The sequence below is a fragment of the Parafrankia sp. EUN1f genome (assembly GCF_000177675.1).
GTDB lineage: Bacteria > Actinomycetota > Actinomycetes > Frankiales > Frankiaceae > Parafrankia.
Genome location: NZ_ADGX01000003.1, coordinates 66,073 through 86,906, shown reverse-complemented (window position 1 = coordinate 86,906; position 20,834 = coordinate 66,073). Strand labels below are relative to the sequence as shown.

The window sequence follows — 20,834 nt, the reverse complement described above, 5'->3', positions numbered from 1 at the left end:
GTATTGGACGCCCTACCGACGCCACTCGCCCACTCATCACGACGAACCCGTATCGCGACGATGCCGCCCGACCAGTCGATGTCCAACCAGCCGGTGGTGCTCGAGCGCGATGAACCTCCTGAAGCCGAGGTCGCCCGCCAGGTGGCGGTCAGCTGGACCGTGGTGGACACGGCGCTGCTGTCCTCCCTGCTACGAGCCCAGGCCCAGGATGTGCTCGCCCCGGACAAGGACGCGCATGAGATCGCCGACTTCCTGCTCGCCGTGATGCAGGGTGTCCGTGTCGTCGCGCGGGCAGCGCCGGACGCGGACCGGCTTCAGGCCGCCGCCCGCCTCGCGCTGGCCGCCCTGGACTGAGCCCACCGGCCCCAGCCGAAGCCGAATCACCCTGCTGGGATGGCCTCGGTCCGGCCGGCGAGCACGAGGGCCAGGAGCAGCAGCCCCAGGCCGACGCGGTAGGCGACGAAGGGCGCGAAGTCGTTCCCGCCCACGTACCGCAGGAACCAGGCGATCGCCGCGTACCCGACGAGGAACGCCACCACGCTCGCACCCGCCAGCGGGCCCCAGGCCACGGTGGACGCCGGTTGCCTCGCCTCACGGTAGAGCCGGTGCAGCCCGAACGCCCCCGACACCGCGACCGCGGGGACGGCGAGCAGGAAGGAGAAACGCGACGCGGCCTCGCGCGAGTACCGCAGCACCAGCCCGCCGCCGATGGTCGCGCCGGACCGCGACACTCCGGGAATCAGCGCGGTGGCCTGCGCCAGCCCGATCAGCAGACCGTCGCGGGCGGACAGCTCCGCCAGGGGCTTGCGGGCACCGGGCCGGCGATCCGCCCACCGGTCCGCGGCGCCGAGCAGCAGGCCGACGCCGGCCAGGGCGCCGGCCATCAGCCGCAGGTCACGCAGCCGGCCCTTCACCACATCCTCGAAGAGATAGCCGCAGGCTCCGATGGGAACGGTGCCGAACGCGATCAGCCAGGCGAGCCGGGCATCGGAGGCCTGGGCCTCGGCACCGCTGGCGTCCGCCCCGGGGCTGCCCGTCGAAAGCTGCAGCGATCCGAACCAGGCACGACCGAGGCGGGCCAGGTCCGAACGCAGGTAGACGATCACCGCTGCCGCCGTGCCGATCTGTGTCACGGCCGTGAAGGCGGCGCCGGGGTCGTCCCAGCCGGCCAGCGCCGCCACGACCCGCAGATGCGCGCTCGAAGAGACCGGCAGGAACTCGGTGAGTCCCTGGACCAGCCCGAGGATCGTGCCTTCCGCCCAGTTCACCGCGAGGTCCCGTACATGGTCACGACGTTATCGGGGCGCCGTCGCCGTCGCGCGCGTGCGCTGGGCCACGTAGCTTCCCACGGCGAGCGCGGCCGCGATCGGCCATTCGATCGCCTCGACCGCCGCGAGCGTCCCCAGCCCGATGTAGTAGGCCGTCATCTTCGCCGAGGGGATCGGGACGGGGCCGAGGTGGCGCCCGTCGTCCTTCGGCGGCGGTGCCATCTCCAGCCGGGCGGTGACGTAGGGAAGATGCAGCACCACCACCCGCTCGTCGTGGTGCGGTCGACGGCTGCGCACGGCGGATCCGATCGCGCCGCCCACCGCGCTCCCGATCGTGTTCGCGGCGGACCCCGCCGGCCCGGACCCCACCGATGCGACAGAAGCGATCCTGGACACGACCGACCGCGGGAAGCTGGCCGTGGCCGACACAGGACGCGCGGCGCGGGCGGCACCGGCCGACGTCCGCGTCTTCGCGGTCGTCGCGGCGCTCCGGGGGGACGCCGCGCGCGTCGTGACCGGGCGTGTCGTGTTCGTGTTCGTGTGCGTCGCCGTCGTGAGGGAGGGCGTGGCACGGGACGTCGTGGCACGCGGCACCGCGGAGCGTGACACACCGGCCCGCGGCGTCGTGGCGCGAGTCGTCGCGGTCCGCGCCGGCGAAGTACGGCTCGACGTCGCCCGGGAGGCGGAACTTCCTGAAGCGGAGGCGCCGGGAGCTGAGGTGGATCGCCGCTTCGCAACCGCCTCGGTAGCGGCGGTTTTCCCTGTCGGGGAGGCGGTCGAGCTACCTGTCGACGCCGTCATGGGCTGTGCCGGGCTCCCACCGACGCGCGCCGCGGGCACCGTCTTCGCGCCACCCGATGTCGCCTTCGCCGGGCCCGAGGGCACCCCGGTGCCGGTCGTCGCCCTGGGAGCGCTGGTCGCCTTGGTCGCCTTGGCCTTGGTCGCCTTGGCCTTGGCGGCGGAGGGCTTGCCTGCCGACGCCTTACCCGCCGCCGATTTGGCAGCCGCGGGCTTGGTAGCAGCTGGCTTGGCAGTCGACGCCTTGCTGGCGGACGACTTGGCAGCCGCGGGCTTGGCGGCCGACGCCTTGCTGGCCGACGACCTGGCAGCCGCGGGCTTCACGGTCGAGGTGGCCCTGGCAGCCGAGGTCTCCTCGGGCGCCGTCACCCTCTCAGAAGCGCTCGTCGACTTCGACGCGCTGGCGGGCTTCGAGGTGCTCGGGGAAACCTGCTCGGCGCCGCTGGTCGGCTTGGCTGCCTCGGCGGCCTTCTTCGTCTCCGCGCCGGACGTCGCCGCGTACCCGCCGGTCGCAGGTGCGGCCGGAGCCACGGCGGTCGGAGCGGTGAAGGTCGGCATCGGACCGGGCCGGTGCGCGAGGCCACCCACGGCGCCCGCACCGTTACTGGACGCGCTGGTCTCCGATGAACTGGTCGCCATGGGGCCGTTCCCTCCGTCGTGCGCCATGAAGCAACGAGCCCGAGCAGCTCATTGTCACTGAGCGTATATTACTCGTGACTCCTGCGATGGTGCGGCAACCGTCTCGCCGGGCACGCACAGCTACGCGGCCCACCCCCACTCCCCCGGCGACGACCCCGGAGCACCAACACCCAGATCGGACGCGGACCGCGCACGACGGGCGCGACAAACCGTTCCATCCACGGATCACGGCGAAAAGAGGAAGAGCCGCCCCCTCGAAGCCGGCGACCACCATCAACCGCTTCGACGACAGGAGAAGTTTTACGCAGAAATCACGCGGCGCCACCGGATCATCCCTCGGGGGTCACCGGAAGCAGCACGACCCGTCGCCACCTAGAATGCCCCGACCGCCTCGACGAAACGTAGCCTGCTGATTACGGAATACCCAGCCTGGTAAAGCGGTGAAAGGCTGTGGCCGGGTTCACGGAGGTCCTTCTCGGCCGCCTCGGCGTATCGGCGCCCACCGTAGGTCAGCGCCCTGAACACGATGTGACCCGCCGCCGGTACCGGCGCTCGCTCGCCGTCCGCCTCGAAGCTGGTCAGGTGTGCTTCCGTCACCTGCAGGAAGCGACGGGTGGCGGCGACCACCGTGCTGTGGACGCCGCCCCCGACCGCACCGCCGCCAGCGCTCGCGTACAGGCTCGTAGTGCCGTCGGCCAACGAGACGACCGTTACCGTTCCCTCTTCGGCACCGATTTCCATCAGCGCACCCCACACAATCGTGCCAGCCGTGTGGCGGAGCATTCCCTCAACGACCGGATCGAGCGTAAGAACGCCCTCACGGAGCCGGTGGAACAATGCCGCACCGTTGTCTGAACGACGAAGCCCACTCGCAACGATCATCGTCCAAATCGTAGTGGCGAACCCCGGATCCGTCCTCGGCAAGAGGAAATATCGGCGAAGAGGATCAGTGCTGACTACACTTTCGGTGGTCCAGGCTGGCGACATCCGGACCAGCTCGGGACCATAACTACTGATTGATGCGGACCGAGCAGAGATCGGTCACGACCCCCGACTCAGCTGTCGGTCACCGCGGCACGGCGACGCCAGGTCGGCGGCTCGCCCGCACGCTCCACGACCACGCCGCGGCACTCCAGGGCGCGCAGGTGCGCCAGCGCCTCGGCCACGGCGCTGCGTTTCATGAAGCCCTCGATCTCATCCCAGGGCCGTGACCACTCCATCCGGCTCGCGACCTCCCAGGCGGTCGCCGGACCATCGTCCAACGTGGCCAGCACCTCGCCGAAACGTTGGTCGTGATGCCTGCGCAGCTGCGCGACCCGGTCCGACAGGCCGTCGAAGCGGTATTCGTGCGCGGGGAGCGTTGCCTCGGCGGGCAGGGCGTCGACCTTGTCCAGGGAACGCAGGTAGTCCCCCAGCGGATCATCCCCGACCGCGGCCCCGAACGGGATGTTCGGCGTGATGCGGGGCAGCACGTGATCGCCGGAGAGCAGCAGTCGGTTCGCCGGCTCCCAGAAGCACAGATGCCCCGGGGAGTGCCCCGGTGTCCAGACGGCCCGCAGGTCCCAGCCGGGGACGTCCGGGCGGTCGCCGTCGTCGAGCAGGATGTCAGGGCTGGCAGCCGCCGGGAACGGACCGGGTGGCAGCTTCTCCGCGGCGAACGCGCGCATGGCGCTCGGCGGTGCGCCCGCGCGCAGCATCTCCGCGTTGAGGTTCCGGAACAGATCCGCCGGTTCGAGCGGGTGCGCGCGCAGCAGCGCGGCGTCCGCGGGATGCAACGCGATCCAGGCCCCGGACGCCTCCCGCAGCCGCCCGGCGAGCCCGTAGTGGTCGGGATGCATGTGGGTGGGCATGATGCCGCGCAGATCCGTGACGGAGTATCCGGCGACGGCCAGTCCCGCCTCGACGGCGGCGAAGGCCGCGTCGGTGTCCCAGCCGGAGTCGATTACGTAGGCACCGCGATCGGTCTCGAACAGATACATGAAGACGTGGGTCAGCCCGGCGGTCGGCAGCGGGACCGGGATGCTCCACAGACCTGGCCGGAGCCGTTCCACCGGGGGCAGTTGCGGGCCCGACCGACGCGCCACCCCGGTCACGCGCTGATCACGCTGGTACGACAGTCAGCTTCCCTCATCCGGTCACGCCTCCACTCCGCTGCGCGTTCGCGGGCAGCTCGACCGGTGCCCCACAGGAGCCAGGGCCGCGCACCGCGCACTCACGGTCACCGGCGCTGTCACGATCACCCGGCCAACCAGGGCCCACGCGGTCGACGCCAGCAGGACGCGACGACATTATTCGATATATCTTTACTACTAATCGAACGGTAGCCCAAACAGACCGCCGGTGCAGAAGGCAGGATGGCCGGTCATCCGCCCGACCAAAGTTTCGCGATCTCGGTCCGATGGCGTGCCGCCCACCGCGGCACCCACGTGCCCGGGCCCGTCGGTGGCTCGTCGAACCAGCCGAACACCTCCCAGCCGATCACCTCGGTGAACAGGTCACGTCCCCGGCCCACCTCACCGAGGGCCACCAGGTCCAGCGCGAGCTGCAGGGCCGCGTCCAGCGTCCGGGGGTGCTCGTGGCCGAGCTGTCGCCGAGCCCACGCCAGTACCTGCTCGTGGAGGACACGGGCCTCGCACGGCAGAGCGAGACCACGCAGAGCCACCCCCAGGACGAATGCGGTGGTCTGGGTGTCCAGATGGTCGGTGCCACACCGGCGGGCCCGCCGGTCATGGGTGTCCCGAAGCAGGATGTCAGCCTCCGCGAACTCCCCGAGCCGGGTCAGGATGTCGCCGAGGCCGTGCGCCGACCGCAACGTGTCGGGATCGTCCGGGCCGAACCGGTCGCGCTGGCGGCCAAGCGTGTCCCGGTACAGCCGCACCGCCTCGGCGCGGTCACCGATCTCACCGTGTGCGCGGGCGAGGCTGCTCGCCACGACGAGCACCTCGCGATGCTCCGGACCGAGTGTCCGCAGCCGGCGGCTGTGCGCCTGTGTCAGAAGCATCCGCGCCGTCACCACCGCAGCCGTCGCAGCTGGCGCTGGTGCTGACCCTGCCGGCGGCGCCGGCCCTGCCGCCGGCGCCGGCGCGCCACCGAAGCCGGCCTCGGTGGCGTGGCCGCCGTCCGCGCCGAGGCCGTCCAGCAGGATCGAGGCTTCGACCACAGCGGCGGTGAGCACATCCGGGTGATCCGGGCCGAGGTCCCGGGCCCAGCGGCATCGCACGGGCCCGCTCAGCCCGCGGCCCTCCTCGTACCGCCCCGAGCGATGCAGAAAGTCCACAACGAGCAACGTCAGCCGACGGAACTCCGCGCTTTCGGCCTCGGCTCCGGCCGGGCCGGCCGCGTCCATCCAGGCCGAGACGGCCTGTACGTGCGGCTCCAGCTGCGTGAGGTGGGACCGGTGACCCACCTCAGCGCCGTCATGAAGATCGCGGCCGGCCAGGGTGAGCAGTCGCAGCGCGCCGCGCAGCGCTCGGTGCCTCCGTTCCTCGCCCCCGAGCCCTGCCCGGAGCCATTTCCGCACCAGCGGGTGCACCCGAATCTCGGCCACGTCGCGCCAGACCAGCCCGAGCCGGAGCAGCTCACCACCAATCACATCGACGCCGTCGGCAACCACGCGAGGAAACGGGGCGGTCGCCAGGAGGGCCAGCCCGTCCAGGATCTCGGCCGTCGCCGGACTGTCACGTTCCAGCCAGGCGCGGCTGGTGGCCACGATCCTGGGCAGACCACCGCCGCCGGAGGCCTCGTTCGCAGCCCCGCCAGCCTCAGCCGTCCCAGCGACCTCGGCCGTCCCGGGCGTCTCGGCCATCCCGGGCGTCTCGGCCGTCCCGGGCGCGTGCAGCTCGTCGAGCCGGCGCAGGTAGGCCGCGATCGACAGCCCCGTCCCGGCCAGGAAGTGACCGGCCTGCGCGAGCGCGAGCGGCAGGTCACCGACGGTTGCCGCGAGCAGGGCCGCCTCCGCTTCACTGGCCCGGGTGTCATGTCGCCGCAGCAGCCGGATCGAATCGGCCCGATCGAGGTCACCGAGCTCCACCAGGGTCGGCATGAGCCGGCCGACCTCGGGCGCACGGCCGATCATGATGACGTGCCCCGTGTCGGGCGGTGCGGCGATCCCCAGGTCCAGCGGCGCGTCGACGTCGTCGTAGATCAGCAGCCAGTCCGCACGCCGGGAAAGCTCGGCCCAGAGCCCCCGCAGCACGGTGGTACCCGGCCCCGTCACGTCCGGCACGAGGATCGCGGCCAGGCCCAGCAGACACGACTCGGCCCGCGCCGGGGTCTGCGCGTCCACCCACCACACCAGGCCGTAGCAACCGTGGTGGCGATGGGCGTACTCGACGGCCAGCTCGGAGCGGCCGACTCCGCCGGCCTCGTCCGCCCCGACGGCGCAGACAATGCCGACGCCGCGTGCTCCCACGGCGGGGCCGGGCGAAGCCGCCCCGCGCAGCGCCCGATGGATGCGCACGAGCTCGTCGTCCCGCCCCACGAAATGCGGATCGCGTTGCCGCACGTTCCACACCGGCGGCAGCCGGCCGGAATCGCTGGCCACCCGCATCGTCTCTGGCGCCGTCAAAATGTTCGCCCGTCTTTCAACACCGACAATGAGGCTTTTCCGTCTCACGGTGCGCAGCCGGGGATGCCGCAGGTCCGAACCGATGCCAGAAAAGGCTCAATCCACCACAACATGCGCGTTGCCGCTCCCCACTTCCGATCGTTTCGTGGCGCCTGGCACCGGTAGCAGAACCCGGCCGCGGGGACGGCACCGCGTGCGGAGTCCCATTACCCGACGCCTCGAACGACACTCCTCCTTCCCCGGCACAGCCAGCACAGGATGAAAGGCGGCAGCAGCCGGGCCGGTGTTCCTGGCCGGGCTCCCCCACAGGCCTGCGAATGGTAAGGCTGATCGTCCCGGAAATCCCGTCAAGAACACGGGTACCGGGCCAGCGGGATTCGCGGGCCGCCGCCGGACGTGGGCACGATGGGGCCACCGAGGTCAGCCGCCGCGCACCGGACAGCCGGCCGCGAGGGACTGGGCCCGGCGATATCCGGACCGGAACCCGGGCCCTCCTTGGCCAGCTCACGGAACGCGCGAGTCGGCGGCCACGGTCACCCGGCGCGGAGATTCGAGTCACGGTCAGTCCACCGATCCGGCGTCGATGCCACCCGGGCCGGGACTCGCCGAGCAGTGGACTAATCGTTCTGATGCATGTCCTCATAAATGCTCGTATCGTCCGCGACGTCCCCCGTGGGCATTCCGCACGAGGGACCGGGACCCACCCATTTCCAACCGGGCCACCGACACCCCGTGGGGCTGCCACGCCGTCGCCGGTCCGGCGCCCAGAAAGGTCGACGATGAGAAATCCGCGCACTCAATTGTCTCGGGCAGCCACCCTGACCGCCGCGGTGGGACTCTCACTCGCGCTGGCGGCCTGCGGCGGAGGCGGCAACGACGCCGAAAAGCCCACCGCCACCGCGGCCGCGAACCGCCTGGCGGCCGGCTCCAGCAACGGTCTCGAGTCCAGGCCAGCCAGCGAGATCGTCGCGACCGCGGCCCAGGCGCTGAAAGCGACCAGCAGCGTGCGGTATCTCGGCCGCGGCACCGAGGACGGCACACCCTCGTCAGCAGAGTTACGGATGACCGCGGATGGCACGGTCACCGGCGTACTCGACGGAAACGGGCAACGGGTGGAAATTCTGCGGGTCGCCGGGGTCGCGTACGTCCGCGGCCCGAGCGCCGCCGGGCCGTACCCGGGAGCCAGGACCGATCAGTGGATCAACACCGGCCCGGTCGGGGCGGCCGACGATGACCTGTCGATCAACAGCGCGGCCGACGCGATCCTGGACCTGAAGGCCGACATCGACGGAGGTGAGGACGCGACCGTGGAGCAGGTGACCGAACAGCGCCAGCCCGCGGTACGGGTCGCCACGAAGACCGCCTCGTTGTTCGTCGCGAATGTCGGCCAGCCCGTACCGCTGCGGCAGGTCTTCAACGACGCGAACGACAGGTTCGAGGTCACCTTCACGGAATACGGCAGTCCGGTGCCCGCAGCGGTCCCGACCGACGCGTTCCAGCCCCGGACCACACCGACATCCTGACCACTTCTGACCACCTGGCGCACTCGGCCCGCCCGGCCACCTCGCCCGCCGTGCTCGCCCAACCCGCCGGACGCCCCGCAGACCCCCGCGTCACCGAAATCACATTTTTCCCGCTGAATTCCAAACAGCCGACTCCTCACCGCGGAAGAACCACGAGTGAGCCTTTTCCGTCGTCGGCTCGGACCTGACCCAGCCCTGACTACAGGCCGTGAGACGGAAACGGCTCAGTGACACTGCGCCGCCGGATGACCCAACGATCGCGCGGCGCAGGTCACACCCACAGCGGTCGCTGTGAAAAGCGCCATCACCGCCAGGGGACGGATTCGCCGGTAGCGCGCCATACCCTTGGGTCCGGATAGCCGCGCCCGCCATGGACTCGAAGTCGCATCCGTCGAATACGGGTTCATGGAACGCGGGCCGCGGGAAGCCGCGCCGGTCGGATGCGCGCGGCGGGAAGCAGTGATCGGAGTATGCGCATGGCGCACGGTCAGACGGCACCTTCGGCCGCCCAGGCATCTCCTCTTCGGCCGGCGCCCGGCCGACCCGTTCCGCGCGTGCCGTCCACCGGCCGGCCCCGCTCCGTCGAGGACGCCGCCAGGCCTGGCGGCGTCGGGGTCCGGCACGCCGCCACCGGCCGTCGCCCGGTCACCGCCGCACCGGATGACTCCGGGCTGTGGCCCGGCACCACCGGCTCGGTTCACGGCACGCCGGCGCGCCAGCCCGGCTCCGTCCGACGGACGATCTCAGTCATGATGGAGCGCCCGCAGGGCCTCACCGGTCTGCTGCATCTGACCAGCACCGGCCGCGATCTGATGACCACCTCGACCGGTGGCGCCACCGTGCTCGGCGAGGCTCGGCTGCGCCTGGTGATCGACTACATGGCGGCACCCGGGACGATCCTGGAGATCGAATCCGAGCCGGCGGTGCCCGGCCTGGCGAGCCTGGTCGGTACCTCGTCGCGCGCCGGCTTCCGCGCCGCCGCCCGCCAGGTGCTCGCGGCCCGGCCGGACAGCACGGACCACCCGGAGGACGGCGCGCAGGGCACGGCCCGCATGGCCATGGCCCGTCTGCTGCTCGGCCAGCTCCTGGACGACGTCCCGGTCACGGTGCTCGTGTCGGGAGCGGCACTGGGGCGCAACGGCATCCACCGCTCGGAGTCCCGCCCGAACGCGGGAGCGGAGTCGGGTGGCAACCCGATGATCGATGTCTGCGCCGGGTGGCAGCGTGAGGGGCTGCTCGCGCGCCTGTCCGCCGACCGCCGAGCCGATCGGGACGCCGTCCGGAGCGGGGACCAGTCCGGCGATCGAACGTCTCCGATCCGCCCGATCAGTGTCCCGGCCGGCGATCTCGCCGTGGCGGAGGATCCCCTCGGGTGGCATCCGTTGCCGCCGATGTCGACGCACGCCATGCGGCGGCTGCGCCGCATCGACGTCATCCCGGCCCAGGGCACGCCCGGGGTCGCGGTCAGGGTCGACGCGCTGCTGCGTGACTCCTACCTGGAGGCACCCGGGCGTGAGTTCGTCGTGCACGAGTACGGTGTCGCCGCCGATGTGGACGAGGCGGGGCTGTTCACTCGTTCGGTGGCCCGGGCGGGGGTGCTCCCGGGAGCCGAGTGCCCCGAAGCTCTCGGCAGCGCCGGGCGCATCGTGGGCATGCCCGCCACCGATCTGCGCCGCACGATCGGCCGGACCTTCGTCGGAACCTCGACATGCACGCATCTCAATGACACTCTGCGCGCGCTCGGCGACCTTCCCGTACTGATCGGGTTTCTCGGAGCGCCCAGTACCGACTGAGCTGACATGTCATGGCTGCCAGCCCGGGCGCGGATTTTCGTGGACAGGCCGGAGGGGCGCTGCGAAACGCACACCATGTCACTGTGTCTTTCGATATCAGGACACCCGGACAAAAGTCCTGCCCACGGGGGTCCATACCGGCTGACCTGCTCGCCGGGCGCCCGACAGGCGCCTTCGTGCGAGTAGTTTCTTGATCATGACTGGAGTTCGCGTCTTCCTCCTGGACGATCACGAAATCGTCCGCCGGGGCATCCGCGAGATGTTGGAGGACTCCGGGGACATCGAGGTCGTCGGTGAGGCCTCCACCGCGGCTTCCGCCCTGCGGCGCATACCGGCCGCCCGGCCCGATGTCGCAGTGCTCGACGCCCGGCTGCCCGATGGCAACGGCATCGAGGTGTGCCGCGAGATCCGTTCCACACAGCCAACCGTCGGCTGCCTCATCCTCACCTCCTATGACGACGACGACGCGCTGTTCGCGGCGATCATGGCGGGCGCCTCCGGGTACCTGCTGAAACAGATCAGAGGCAACGACCTCGTGGGGGCGATCCGAACGATCGCGGCCGGCCGGTCGCTGCTCGACCCGGCCGTCACCCAGAAGGTCCTGGCCCGCCTGCGGGACGAGCCCGTCGAGGACGAGCAGCTCTCCGCGCTCGGCGCACGGGAACGGCAGATTCTCCGGCTGATCGCCGAGGGCATGACGAACCGGCAGATCGCCGCGTGCGTCCATCTGTCGGAGAAGACGGTGAAGAACTACGTGTCCGCGATTCTGGGCAAGCTCGGGCTGACCAGCAGAACCCAGGCCGCCGTGTTCGCCGCACGCCTCAAGGCCTGAGCCCGGAAAGGCCTGACCTCAGGCCTTTCGGAACCCTCGACCTCGGCCACGGAATGCGATCAGCAGGGTGCTGCACGTAGCGTCTGGAGGCGTGCTGAACAGTGAGTCCGCCCTGCGGACCTGCGACACCTGCGGAAACGAGTACTGGATGGCCTTCGAGGTGCGTGTGGTCTCCGGGGAGACCTACCACTTCGACTGCTTCGAATGCGCCGTCCAGAAGCTGGCGCCTCGATGTGAGCACTGCGACTGCCGGGTCATCGGCCACGGCGTCGAGGTGTCCGGGCGCTTCTTCTGCTGCGCGCACTGCGCCCGCCAGAGCGGCGGCATCGGCCGCGAGATCCGCAGCGCCGTGGGCGCGCATCCGACCTGACACCCGCCCACGGCGCGGTATCGATCAGCGCTGGTCAGCCGGCCCGCTCTTGATCGCTTCGACGAGCGCGCCGATCTTCTCGCCTGGGAGGTTCCTGGCGAGGTCGGCCTCGCTGATCATGCCGACGAGACGCTTGTTGTCGATGACCGGCATTCGCATCACGCGATGCGAGATCATCTGGTCGAGCACGGTATCCAGATCGGCGTCGGCGCCCACGTAGAAGGGCTTGCCCTGGCCCAGGTCGCCGGCACAGACCTTCGCGGGGTCCTTCCCCTCCGCCAGACAGTGGATGACGATGTCCCGGTCGGTGATGATCCCGCCCAGCCGGTCGTCGGCGCCGCAGATCGGCAGCGCCCCGACACCGAGGTCACGCATCATGCGGGCGGCGTTGGTCAGCGGCTCGTCCGCCCCGATGCACCGTGCCTCGCCGTGCATGATGTCTCGAGCCGTTGTCATGGGAGTTCCCCCTCCGTCGGTGCTGCCCGGTCCTTCGCGCTGCGCCGCGTCGTGGCGCGTTCGTCCCGCGCGACTTCCGACCATGACATACCCAAAGTAATCACATACACACGATCAGGATGCGATGCCGAGGGCGAGTCGCCCATCGCGCACTGCCTTGTCGAGCGAGAAGCGGGCGTCGAAGCTGTCGAGCTCGATGAGGTCCGACCAGGTCCGCGCGGCGACGGCGGACGCCCTCTCCCGCGCCTCGGCCGCCGACCAGCGTGCCTGCACGATCACACTGTCACCGCGCTCCAGCGCCTCACGTGCCCGGCGCAGCAGCTCGGCATAGACCTCGTCATCCGAGCCGAACTCGCGCGCCGAGCCCGCACCCAAGTCCGAGCCCGAGCCCGCCAGGCTCTGACCGCGCACGTCGGCGTCGGGTGGCACAAGCTCGCGTTCCACCGCGAGCTCACCGCGAATGGCGTCCGAGGCGAGCAGCACCCAGCCGTCCTCGTCCCCGATGAGACGCTCCGCGAAGGCGGCCCTGACGCTTCCCGGCGCTCCGCCGACCAGGACGAGCCGCACCCGGGCCCGGCGCAGATGCTCCAGCGCTATCCGGACCAGGCGCCGGGCCTCGCCCGTCGCGGTCTCATCCCCCAGGTGGGCGCGTACCGCGGTCTCCCCCGCAAGCACGATCGCCCGGTGCGCCATGTAGAAGTCGGCGAGCGAGGGCGGGTGGGTCTCCCCCGCGAAGTCCGCGCACCACCGGAAGAACGGGCCGGTCAGCTGCGGCGCGCCGCGCAGCTCGAGATCCACGGCCAGCACGGACTCGTCCGCCAGAACATCGGCGATGCGCCGGCCGTCGTCGGCCGAGAGCCGGTCCAGGATCCGCGGCCCGTCATCCAGGCAGAAGACGTGCTCGGCCACCAGGTTGCCATGCCCGTCACGGATGCGTCCGCGGGCGGCCCGCCCGTCGATCAGTGGCCGGCGCCCACGCAGGTAGCGCTGGCCCAGCTCGTCGATCTCGGCGATCTCCGCCGCGTTCAGCATGGTCCCCTGGAAGGGTGTGAGCCCCTCGATCGCCGCCAGCCAGGCGGCTTCCAGATCCCGCAGCCGCCCGTGCTCGGCGGTCTCGGCGGACGTCTCACACTGTTCGTGGAAGGTCACGAGGGCCCGCGCGACCTCCCGCAGCGGCTCCTCGACCGGCTCGCCGCGTGCGAGCAGCTCCGAGAGCCGGCGTTCGCTGGGCAGCCGGCGCATGACCACCATGTGCTCGACCGGCGCGCCCGCGCCGTCCCGGACGTCGGCGACCCCCAGGTAGACCCCGGGCGCGAACGGCCGGTTCCGGACGATCTCCGCGCGGCAGGCCTCCTCACGCGCCTCCCGGCGGCGCAGATCCGCCTTGCCGACGGCCGCGTGTTTGGGCATCTTGAAGACACGGTCGGAGACGAAGAACAGGGTCGAGTGCGCGGTCTCGACCGTGGACATGGTGGTCTGGTGTCCCCCGCCGCCGCGACGGGTCGCCCCGGGCGGCGGCGCCACGTCGGCCTGCTGGCCGGACGTCCTGGACGTCGTCGAGCTGTTCACCTGGTTCTCCCTCGGCTCGGACGGACAAGCCCCGTACCTGGGTGTGCCCGCCCGGGAGCCGAGTGGAGCGGTCGCCCGGTCATCCGCCGGCGACCGGCGTGTCAGTGGCGGTGCGCCGGAACCATCCGGGCCGCGTGCCGGGTCATCACCGCGCGGACACCACAGGGGTCGCTGCCGGTCGGCGCACACGGCTCGCACTCGGTCTCCACCGTGGCGTGCTCGACGCCGTACCTGTCGGCCAGCATCACCTTGACCCGGCCCGCGACCGTACGGGCTTCCTCCAGCGTCGGATGCCCGGCCACCTCGATGTGGGCGCTGGCGGCGAAGACCCGGTCCGACAGGCTCCAGACGTGCATGTCATGCACCCCGGTGACACCGTCCACCGCGAGCACGTCCCCGTGGACCGCGGCCAGGTCCAGGCCGGCAGGAGTCGCCTCGAGCAGCACCCGGGACGTCTGCGCCAGCAGGCGCAGGCCCTGGACGCCGATCAGCGCCGCGACCACGAGCGAGAGCACCGGGTCGAGCCAGTACCAGCCGTCCGTCAGCCAGATGACGAGACCTGACCCGGCCACCGCCACCGAGACCAGGCAGTCGGCAGCCAGGTGGATGACGGCCGCACGGGTGTTGAGGTCGCCGTGCCGCTCGTGGACGAGCAGTGCGCTGAGGCCGTTGCCGACGGCCGCTGCCAGCGCGACCACCAGCACGACGAAACCGTCGATGCGCCCGGGATGGGCGAGCCGGCTGACCGCCTCGACACAGACGAGCGTGGTGGCCACCAGCACGCTGGCGGCGTTGGCCTGGGCAGCGAGCACGGGCCAGCGCAACCCGCCGAAGGTGCGGGTGGCGGACGGTTCCTGGCGAGCCAGTCTCAGTGCGACCAGGGCGAACGCGACGCCCGCGGCATCGGCGAGGTTGTGCGCCGCGTCCGCGAACAGTGCGACCGAACCGACGATCAGGCCGGCAGCGCCCTGGCCGATGACGATCGCGACGTTCGCCGCGGTCGCGATCGCCAGCCTGCGGGCCTGGGAGGTGTAGCTGCGCGACGAGTGCCCGCCGGCACCGTGCTCGTCGGCGTGGTGCCCGCCGGCATCGTGGGCGTGCCCGTGGGAGCCGTGCGTGCGCCCTCCGTGGCCATGGTCGGCTCCGCCGTGCGCCGCGCCATCGCCGCCCGCCGGAGCCGCCGGAGCCGTCGGAGCCGCCGGAGCCGTCGGAGCCGCCGGAGCCGCCGGAGCCGCCGGAGCCGCCGGAGCCGTCGGTGCCGCGACACCAATGCCCCGGGGCTGCCGCGGGACATGGTCGTGAACGTCACGCCGCCGGCGGGCCTCGGAGTCGGAGGAGCTCACCGGTCCGGCCGATCGTCACGGCCGGACTCGGCTCCTGCCACGGCCACGCCGGCCGGGGAGAGCTCTGCCGTCGACAGCTCCGCGTGAAGCGGCGCGGGTGCGTCGAGCAGATCGTCATGGGCATGGTCGTCATGGGCGTGGTCGGGATCCACGGCGAGAACCACGCTGAGCAGGTCGTCCAACGCGTGCGCGAGAGCGGAGTCCGCCAGTTCGTACCTCAGCCGCCGGCCCTCGGACACCGCGACCACGAGGCCGCAGCCCCGAAGGCACGCCAGATGGTTCGACAGGTTCGTCCTGCTCACCGAAAGGATCTCGGCGAGTTCCGTGGGATAGGAGGGACCCTTGCGTAGCACCAGAAGGAGCCGTGCCCTGGTCGGATCGGACAGCGCGTGCCCGAACCTCGCCAGCACCTCTCCATGCGCCACAAGCTTCACCATGTACTGAACAGTACAGCGGACGCTGACATCAGGCGACCCTGAACTATCTCCTGATGCGGATGGGCCACCCGGCACGCTCCGGCAGGCCCATCCGCCCAGTACCACCACCCGGGAGCACCGCCCGGGTCCGCGCTCAGCCGTCGATGCGGTCGATGCGGTCGATGAGCTCCTCGATGAACAGGAGCACACGGGCCGGCACGCAGCGCCGGCCCGGCCCGGCCAGCACCGAGTGCCCGCCCGGGACCACAGTGAGATCCGCGCGGGTGGCCGTCCGGGTTGTCATCCGCACCAGCGAAAGCGGACTGATCTGATCATCTCGGCCGTGCACGAGGAGTATGGGGATGTCGGGCAGAACCCGCGGCGGCGGATCCGCGACCGGGATACCCGCGACGGGCACATGCAGCAGCGGCAGCCCGAGCAGGGCGAGGCCGTCGGGGCGCACGGCCGGTGAGCCCGCCATCGCCAGCGCGGCCAGTGCCCCCGAGTCGGAGCCGAGCAGGACGAAGGGCAGCCCTGGCCGGCGGACCTCACCGACGGCACGAGCGACGTTGACGCCGCCCGGCACGATCGCGGCGCTGTAGCCGTCGAGCGCGAGCCGCGCGGCGAGCCACTCGTAGGGCTTCGGGCTCTCCCCCCGGCCCGTGAGCATGGCGACGGTCGCCCGGACGGTCTCTCCGGCGAGGCGACCGGCCGGGTCTGTGTCGTGTTCGGCCAGCCGGGGGCTGATTGTTGCGGTCAGGGGCGTCATGAAGCCGTGTTCTCCTTCTCTGGCGCTCCGTTGCGCCGTCGCGGCCCACGGCGGGGCATGACGCTCACAACAACGTGTGAGCGCGGATCTTTCCGGCCAGGCACACTATCCCCCTCGGCCGAGCGCCACGGCAGCACGCGCACGAGGTAGTCCGTGTCCGGCGGACGACACCCCGGACCGCCTCCACACCACCGGTCGGCGCTGCCCGAAATCCCGGGCAGCGCCGATCGCACCGTGGCCGCGCCGAACCGCGCCCGGCAAGGCGCTCCGCCCCAGGAGCGCCAGCCGGGCGCCGGGAGCAGCTTCCCGGCCTGAGCCGGGCGCGCTGCGCCTCTCAGCTCTCGTGGATCTGCTGAGTCAGGTAGTTCGTCGCGCCGAGCTGCTCGATGAGCGTGAGCTGGGCGTCCAGCCAGTCGATGTGCTCTTCTTCGGAGACCAGGATCTTCTCCAGCAGAACGGCCGATCCCACGTCGTTCTTCGAACGGCACAACGCGATTCCGCCGCGGAGCAGCTCCACGGCCTCATCCTCCTGCGAGCGGTCGGTCTCGAGCTGCTCGGGCACCGTCTCACCAATCCGCAGGGAGTGCAGCCGCTGCAGATTGGGTAGACCGTCCAGATAGAGCACGCGCTCAATCAGAGCGTCTGCGTGTCGCATCTCGTCGATCGATTCGTGGTAGTAGTACTCCGCCATGCGCCGATAACCCCAGTTCCGCTGCATCCGGGAATGCAGGAAGTACTGGTTGATGGCTGTCAGTTCGTTCGTCAGTACCCGGTTCAACAGGTCGATGATGTCCTTGTCGCCACGCACCGTCGCCATCTCCCTCACTCGCCTCTCGCGTCAGCCGACCACGGACGACGCCCTCCCGGACGGCCGCGCCCGCGACCGCCCTGAACGGACTACCTCGGCATGCCCGGCACGGCAAGCCAGCTGGCCGCCGTCACCGCCCACCACGAAATAGCCCAGGAAACAGGAAACCACACATATGGGCGGAACACATAACGGCGGGAGAGCCGCGAAGGTCACATCGACACCCGTTTAGGCTAGCCTTTCCTCAGTTAGGGAAGGCTTCGCTGACCGGCCCTGGCGCACCTGAACCGAACGGGATTCACCACGCCCTCGGAGCGAAAACGGGCCGCCGGCCCGACCGGGCCGATCTGAACTCGCAATGAGGACGTGAGCGTACGCAAGCGCCCTGTCGCGATACGGTCCAGCCGGGCCGTTTCACGGGGCGCCAATTGCGGCGTCCATCCGGATCGCGCGACGAGCGGGTGCACCCGGCCGCGAGCGTCAACCGCACCTCAAGGCAGGCCACCGGACCCTGCGGGAGCGCGAAGAGTTACAGACATGCGACGCTCTGTGGGTAGCAGGTTCCCCGGAACCCCGTCGAGCAGGTGGAGTGGTCCCGATGCAGCGCGGTACGAACATGGGTGGTGCCATGTTCGTCTGCTGCGCGCTCGCCAACGCCCTGGGCCTGCTGGGACTGGTACGCGCCTTCGGCTACCCGTATCTGCTCAACGAGCCGGCCGAGGCGACCCTCGCGGACCTGGGCGCGCACCTGAGCACGCTCATCCCCTTCGCCGCTCTCGCCGCGACCGCCGCATTCCTTCTTGTCCCCATGACGACGAGACTCATCCGGCCCTCGCCGAGGGATCCGCTGCCCACACAGCCCGCCACCACGGGCACCGCCGTTGGCGGCTGGCACACCGGGCCCCTCGACACCGGCCCGTCGAGCCCCGCGCACTCCACTCCCCACCTGGACGCCAGGCGGCGCACCCGCCGGCTGCTCCTGTGGGTCAGCCTGGCGGCAAGCACGATGATGATCTTCGAGTGGTCGATCTGGCTGGTCGGGGTCCCCCTGCTCGCTCGCCCGACCGAGGTACCCGGGCGGATCCCCCCCGAGGTGATCACCTTCGACCTGCTGCGCGTCACGGCCGGCGTCGTGTCCGGCGAGACACTCGGGGCCCTCCTGCTCGCGGCCTGGACGACACTCGTAGCCACCCATTTCATCGACCCGATCTTCGACGGGTGGTGGCCATTCGGCACGCTGCGCCCGATCGGGCGTGGCGTGACCCGCCACAGCGGCCCCTTCGGCCCTCTCATCGCGATCATCCGGGCCTGGGTCGACTCGCTACGCGTGCGCGGCATGCTGTGGTCGCGTCCGGCTCTCGTGGGCGGCGGTTTCGTCTGCGCCGCGCTGCTCGTCGGCGGTGCGGCGGCCACGGCGGGGCTGGTGCCCCTGGCACCGCTGCCGTTGTTCGCGCGGATGGTGTGGAGCCTGTGGCTCGCCGCGGTCGGTGTGGCAATCTGGATCGCCGGCACGCCTGCGCGCGCCGTGGCCGTGCGGATGCGTAGACCCCGGCTGATCACACTGCGCCGCTCCCCGCAGGCCACCGGCCCTCACGCCGGCGACCGACCGTCCCACTTCGAGCGGCTTCCCTACCGGTTCGCCGCCTACGACGCGGCGCTGCGGCGAGGCCAGACCGGGCCCCGGCCACTGTGGCCCTCACCGGACGACCTCACGGCCGACGCCGTCACAGTTGCCGGCGACGAGGTCGTGCTGCAGATGCCGGCCCCACAGCCCGGCACCGGCGGTCACCGCGGCGCGGCCGCCGCCTCCGAGACCGACCGACACGACGCCGACGCCGACGCCGGTACAGGAGCGGGAGCAGGAGCTGGGGCTGGGGCTGGGCGGGTCAACGCCGACCCCGAGAAGGATGTCGACCCGCCCACCGAGATCGTCAGCGCACAGGGAGACCACGACCGACCTGTCTGAAGCAGCGCCTCCGGGAGTGCCACGCGAGCCAGGCCCGGGTCGTCGGGCTGTGACTGCTGCTGAGCAAGACCTGAGGATCGTGGTCACCGGAACACCCAAAATCCTCAGATCTTCGAGCCGTGGCTACGGGCTGCCGCCGCTGTCGGACACGGTCTGAGGATCACGGTCGCCGGAACCGGGCAGCCCGGGTTCACCGCCAGCGGCAGCTTCAGCCGCGCAGCTGCGGAGGCCGCGGGGCACGCACCGGAGCGTCCCGGCCAGCCTGGTGCACCGTCCAGCCGAGCTCATCCGAGCCGGTTACCGCCCACGGCGGTTCGCCCTGCTCACGGGCACCCCCGCTCGGCTCCCGCCGCCCCCACCGCGCACACCGCTGCGCGGGCTGGCGACGAACGCCGCGACGTCACGCATCGCCACGTCCACCAGCGCTCCCCGACCACCGGCCCGGCAGAGCGCGACCGCCAACGCACCGAAGAGGCCGGCCAGCGGATCCGCGATCGCGTCGCCGCAGAAGACCGGCACCGGACCACCCTGCGCCGTCTGGTCCCAGGCCACCAGGCCCCCACCCACCGCCGCGTCATCGCCGAAGGCGACCGGGCCCGCGCCGTCGGCCTGCGCGGCGACACGCCGCCCGTACCCGGTGATGCTCAGCCAGACCCGCCCGGGCCGGGCCGCCACCCAGGCCTGCGCGTCCAGCCCGAGCTGGGCCAGCGCACGTGGCCGGGACCCCTCGATGACGACATCCGCCTGCTCGACCAGGTCACGCAGGGCCGCGCGCCCGGCCGGCTCCCTGAAGTCGAAACGGGTTTCGTCGTGGCCCGTGTGCAGCCACCGGTAGAAGTCCGGATCACCGCGGCGTGCCCCGTCCGGGCGGTGCACGCTCTCGACTTTGATCACCCGCAGGCCCAGCTGCCCCAGGAGTCGTGCGGCCAGCGGACCGGCCCACAGCGACGACAGGTCGACCACGAGCGGGGCGGGAGCCGACGTCGACCCAGGCGAGCCGGACGGCGCCGGACGGCGCCCGGTCACTCCACCGGACACTCGGACCACCGCGAAACCGAAGCCGGGATCGAGGCCGCCAGCGGCAGCACCGCCAGCACCAGCACCAGCGCCGCCAGCGGCGGCGGCGGCCAACGGTGCCACCGGCAGGCCCAGCAGCCAGGCACGCTCCACCAGGTCACGGCTGCGCCACCGCGGCAATGCCGCGGCCAGCGCGTCCCAGACGTCATCCGTGATCTCGGCACCGAGCAGTGCGGGGACGGCCTCGACATCGTCCGGGCGAGCGAGGTTGACTGCCACCCAGCCGTCGGCGGCCCGTATCAACCGGCAGCTGCCGTTCGCGGAGACAGTGCCGCCACGGCGCAGGCCGAGCAGGGCGGCCCGGCCGCCGAGGATCTCCGCGACATCGACGAACACCGGCGAATCCAGCCGGGTCGACACGGCTGTCAGCAGCTGGGCGGCGGCGCGGGCACGGTCGAGCACCGGGGCGGCCGGGACGACCGGTGGCCGCCCCGGCTGACCGGTGAGAGCCATCAGCCCGGACTCCGCCCAGTCCAGGGCACTGTGCGTCGGCGTCACCGGCATCGGCCGACTCCGGGGGCCGCCACCGCCGCCGGTCGTGGCCTCCTCCGGCACGGGAAGGCCCGCGGCGCGCAGGGCGTCGCCGAGCTCGGCCAGCGCCCACGGGGTCGCCGCCACCACCGCACGCCCCGTCCGCGAA

At 71.5% G+C, this 20,834-nt stretch carries 19 protein-coding genes; 7 read left to right on the top strand and 12 right to left on the bottom strand.

The genetic code is table 11. The features are described from left to right. The first annotated feature begins 78 nt into the window (after nt 1–78). The gene (locus tag FREUN1FDRAFT_RS01465) at nt 79–354 is read left to right on the top strand and encodes a hypothetical protein (RefSeq protein WP_035948612.1); all 276 of its coding nucleotides are present in this window, start codon (nt 79–81) and stop codon (nt 352–354) included. 26 nt (nt 355–380) lie between these two features. Here FREUN1FDRAFT_RS01465 and FREUN1FDRAFT_RS01460 read toward each other — a convergent pair whose 3' ends face one another. Beyond that, on the bottom strand, nt 381–1,268 hold the full coding sequence (locus tag FREUN1FDRAFT_RS01460) for an undecaprenyl-diphosphate phosphatase (protein WP_006538141.1): 888 nt from the start codon (nt 1,266–1,268) through the stop codon (nt 381–383). 27 nt (nt 1,269–1,295) lie between these two features. After that, nucleotides 1,296–1,565 carry a hypothetical protein gene (locus tag FREUN1FDRAFT_RS01455; protein ID WP_232294991.1) on the bottom strand — a complete coding sequence of 90 codons (270 nt, stop codon included), beginning with the start codon at nt 1,563–1,565 and terminating at the stop codon, nt 1,296–1,298. 37 nt (nt 1,566–1,602) lie between these two features. Between FREUN1FDRAFT_RS01455 and FREUN1FDRAFT_RS01450 the strand changes: the two genes are divergently transcribed. Then, nucleotides 1,603–2,766 carry a hypothetical protein gene (locus FREUN1FDRAFT_RS01450; protein WP_006538139.1) on the top strand — a complete coding sequence of 388 codons (1,164 nt, stop codon included), beginning with the start codon at nt 1,603–1,605 and terminating at the stop codon, nt 2,764–2,766. Between the two features lie 311 nt (nt 2,767–3,077). On the opposite strand, the gene FREUN1FDRAFT_RS01445 is transcribed toward FREUN1FDRAFT_RS01450, so the two are convergent. From FREUN1FDRAFT_RS01445 to FREUN1FDRAFT_RS39345, 3 genes are all read right to left on the bottom strand, one after another. After that, entirely contained in the window at nt 3,078–3,446 is a 369-nt protein-coding gene (locus FREUN1FDRAFT_RS01445) for a hypothetical protein (protein ID WP_232294990.1), read from the bottom strand. Nucleotides 3,447–3,760: 314 nt separating this feature from the next. Beyond that, nucleotides 3,761–4,798, bottom strand: coding sequence for an MBL fold metallo-hydrolase (locus FREUN1FDRAFT_RS01440; protein ID WP_035948556.1), 1,038 nt, complete (start codon nt 4,796–4,798; stop codon nt 3,761–3,763). A gap of 269 nt (nt 4,799–5,067) precedes the next feature. Further along, on the bottom strand, nt 5,068–7,248 hold the full coding sequence (locus tag FREUN1FDRAFT_RS39345) for a tetratricopeptide repeat protein (protein ID WP_157474188.1): 2,181 nt from the start codon (nt 7,246–7,248) through the stop codon (nt 5,068–5,070). Nucleotides 7,249–8,102: 854 nt separating this feature from the next. On the opposite strand from FREUN1FDRAFT_RS39345, the gene FREUN1FDRAFT_RS01430 reads away from it, so the two are divergent. The 4 genes from FREUN1FDRAFT_RS01430 (at nt 8,103) to FREUN1FDRAFT_RS01415 (ending at nt 11,790) form a co-directional block, all read left to right on the top strand. Next, nucleotides 8,103–8,795 carry a hypothetical protein gene (locus FREUN1FDRAFT_RS01430; RefSeq protein WP_232294989.1) on the top strand — a complete coding sequence of 231 codons (693 nt, stop codon included), beginning with the start codon at nt 8,103–8,105 and terminating at the stop codon, nt 8,793–8,795. A 554-nt stretch (nt 8,796–9,349) separates the two neighbouring features. After that, on the top strand, nt 9,350–10,588 hold the full coding sequence (locus FREUN1FDRAFT_RS01425) for a DUF2889 domain-containing protein (protein ID WP_232294988.1): 1,239 nt from the start codon (nt 9,350–9,352) through the stop codon (nt 10,586–10,588). A gap of 196 nt (nt 10,589–10,784) precedes the next feature. Continuing rightward, on the top strand, nt 10,785–11,420 hold the full coding sequence (locus tag FREUN1FDRAFT_RS01420) for a response regulator transcription factor (RefSeq protein WP_006538133.1): 636 nt from the start codon (nt 10,785–10,787) through the stop codon (nt 11,418–11,420). A gap of 112 nt (nt 11,421–11,532) precedes the next feature. Further along, a complete protein-coding gene (locus FREUN1FDRAFT_RS01415; RefSeq protein ID WP_035948607.1) occupies nt 11,533–11,790 on the top strand; it encodes a hypothetical protein in 258 nt (85 codons plus the stop codon). 24 nt (nt 11,791–11,814) lie between these two features. On the opposite strand, the gene FREUN1FDRAFT_RS01410 is transcribed toward FREUN1FDRAFT_RS01415, so the two are convergent. From FREUN1FDRAFT_RS01410 to bfr, 6 genes are all read right to left on the bottom strand, one after another. Next, nucleotides 11,815–12,246 (bottom strand): CBS domain-containing protein, encoded by a 432-nt coding sequence (locus tag FREUN1FDRAFT_RS01410; RefSeq protein WP_006538131.1) that lies wholly within the window; start codon nt 12,244–12,246, stop codon nt 11,815–11,817. Nucleotides 12,247–12,360: 114 nt separating this feature from the next. Further along, the gene (locus FREUN1FDRAFT_RS01405) at nt 12,361–13,815 is read right to left on the bottom strand and encodes an AAA family ATPase (protein WP_006538130.1); all 1,455 of its coding nucleotides are present in this window, start codon (nt 13,813–13,815) and stop codon (nt 12,361–12,363) included. A 101-nt stretch (nt 13,816–13,916) separates the two neighbouring features. Beyond that, nucleotides 13,917–15,158, bottom strand: coding sequence for a cation diffusion facilitator family transporter (locus FREUN1FDRAFT_RS01400; RefSeq protein WP_006538129.1), 1,242 nt, complete (start codon nt 15,156–15,158; stop codon nt 13,917–13,919). Beyond that, a complete protein-coding gene (locus tag FREUN1FDRAFT_RS01395) occupies nt 15,155–15,595 on the bottom strand; it encodes a helix-turn-helix transcriptional regulator (RefSeq protein ID WP_006538128.1) in 441 nt (146 codons plus the stop codon). Before FREUN1FDRAFT_RS01395 ends, FREUN1FDRAFT_RS01400 begins: the two co-directional genes overlap by 4 nt. A 133-nt stretch (nt 15,596–15,728) precedes the next feature. Further along, complete coding sequence (locus tag FREUN1FDRAFT_RS01390) at nt 15,729–16,343, bottom strand: alpha/beta hydrolase (RefSeq protein WP_006538127.1); 615 nt, start codon at nt 16,341–16,343, stop codon at nt 15,729–15,731. 334 nt (nt 16,344–16,677) lie between these two features. Next, complete coding sequence (bfr, locus tag FREUN1FDRAFT_RS01385) at nt 16,678–17,160, bottom strand: bacterioferritin (RefSeq protein ID WP_006538126.1); 483 nt, start codon at nt 17,158–17,160, stop codon at nt 16,678–16,680. A gap of 589 nt (nt 17,161–17,749) precedes the next feature. Between bfr and FREUN1FDRAFT_RS01380 the strand changes: the two genes are divergently transcribed. Then, nucleotides 17,750–19,117 carry a hypothetical protein gene (locus FREUN1FDRAFT_RS01380; RefSeq protein ID WP_006538125.1) on the top strand — a complete coding sequence of 456 codons (1,368 nt, stop codon included), beginning with the start codon at nt 17,750–17,752 and terminating at the stop codon, nt 19,115–19,117. Between the two features lie 297 nt (nt 19,118–19,414). Here FREUN1FDRAFT_RS01380 and FREUN1FDRAFT_RS01375 read toward each other — a convergent pair whose 3' ends face one another. Further along, nucleotides 19,415–20,815, bottom strand: coding sequence for a CoA transferase (locus tag FREUN1FDRAFT_RS01375; RefSeq protein ID WP_006538124.1), 1,401 nt, complete (start codon nt 20,813–20,815; stop codon nt 19,415–19,417). Nucleotides 20,816–20,834: the final 19 nt, after the last annotated feature.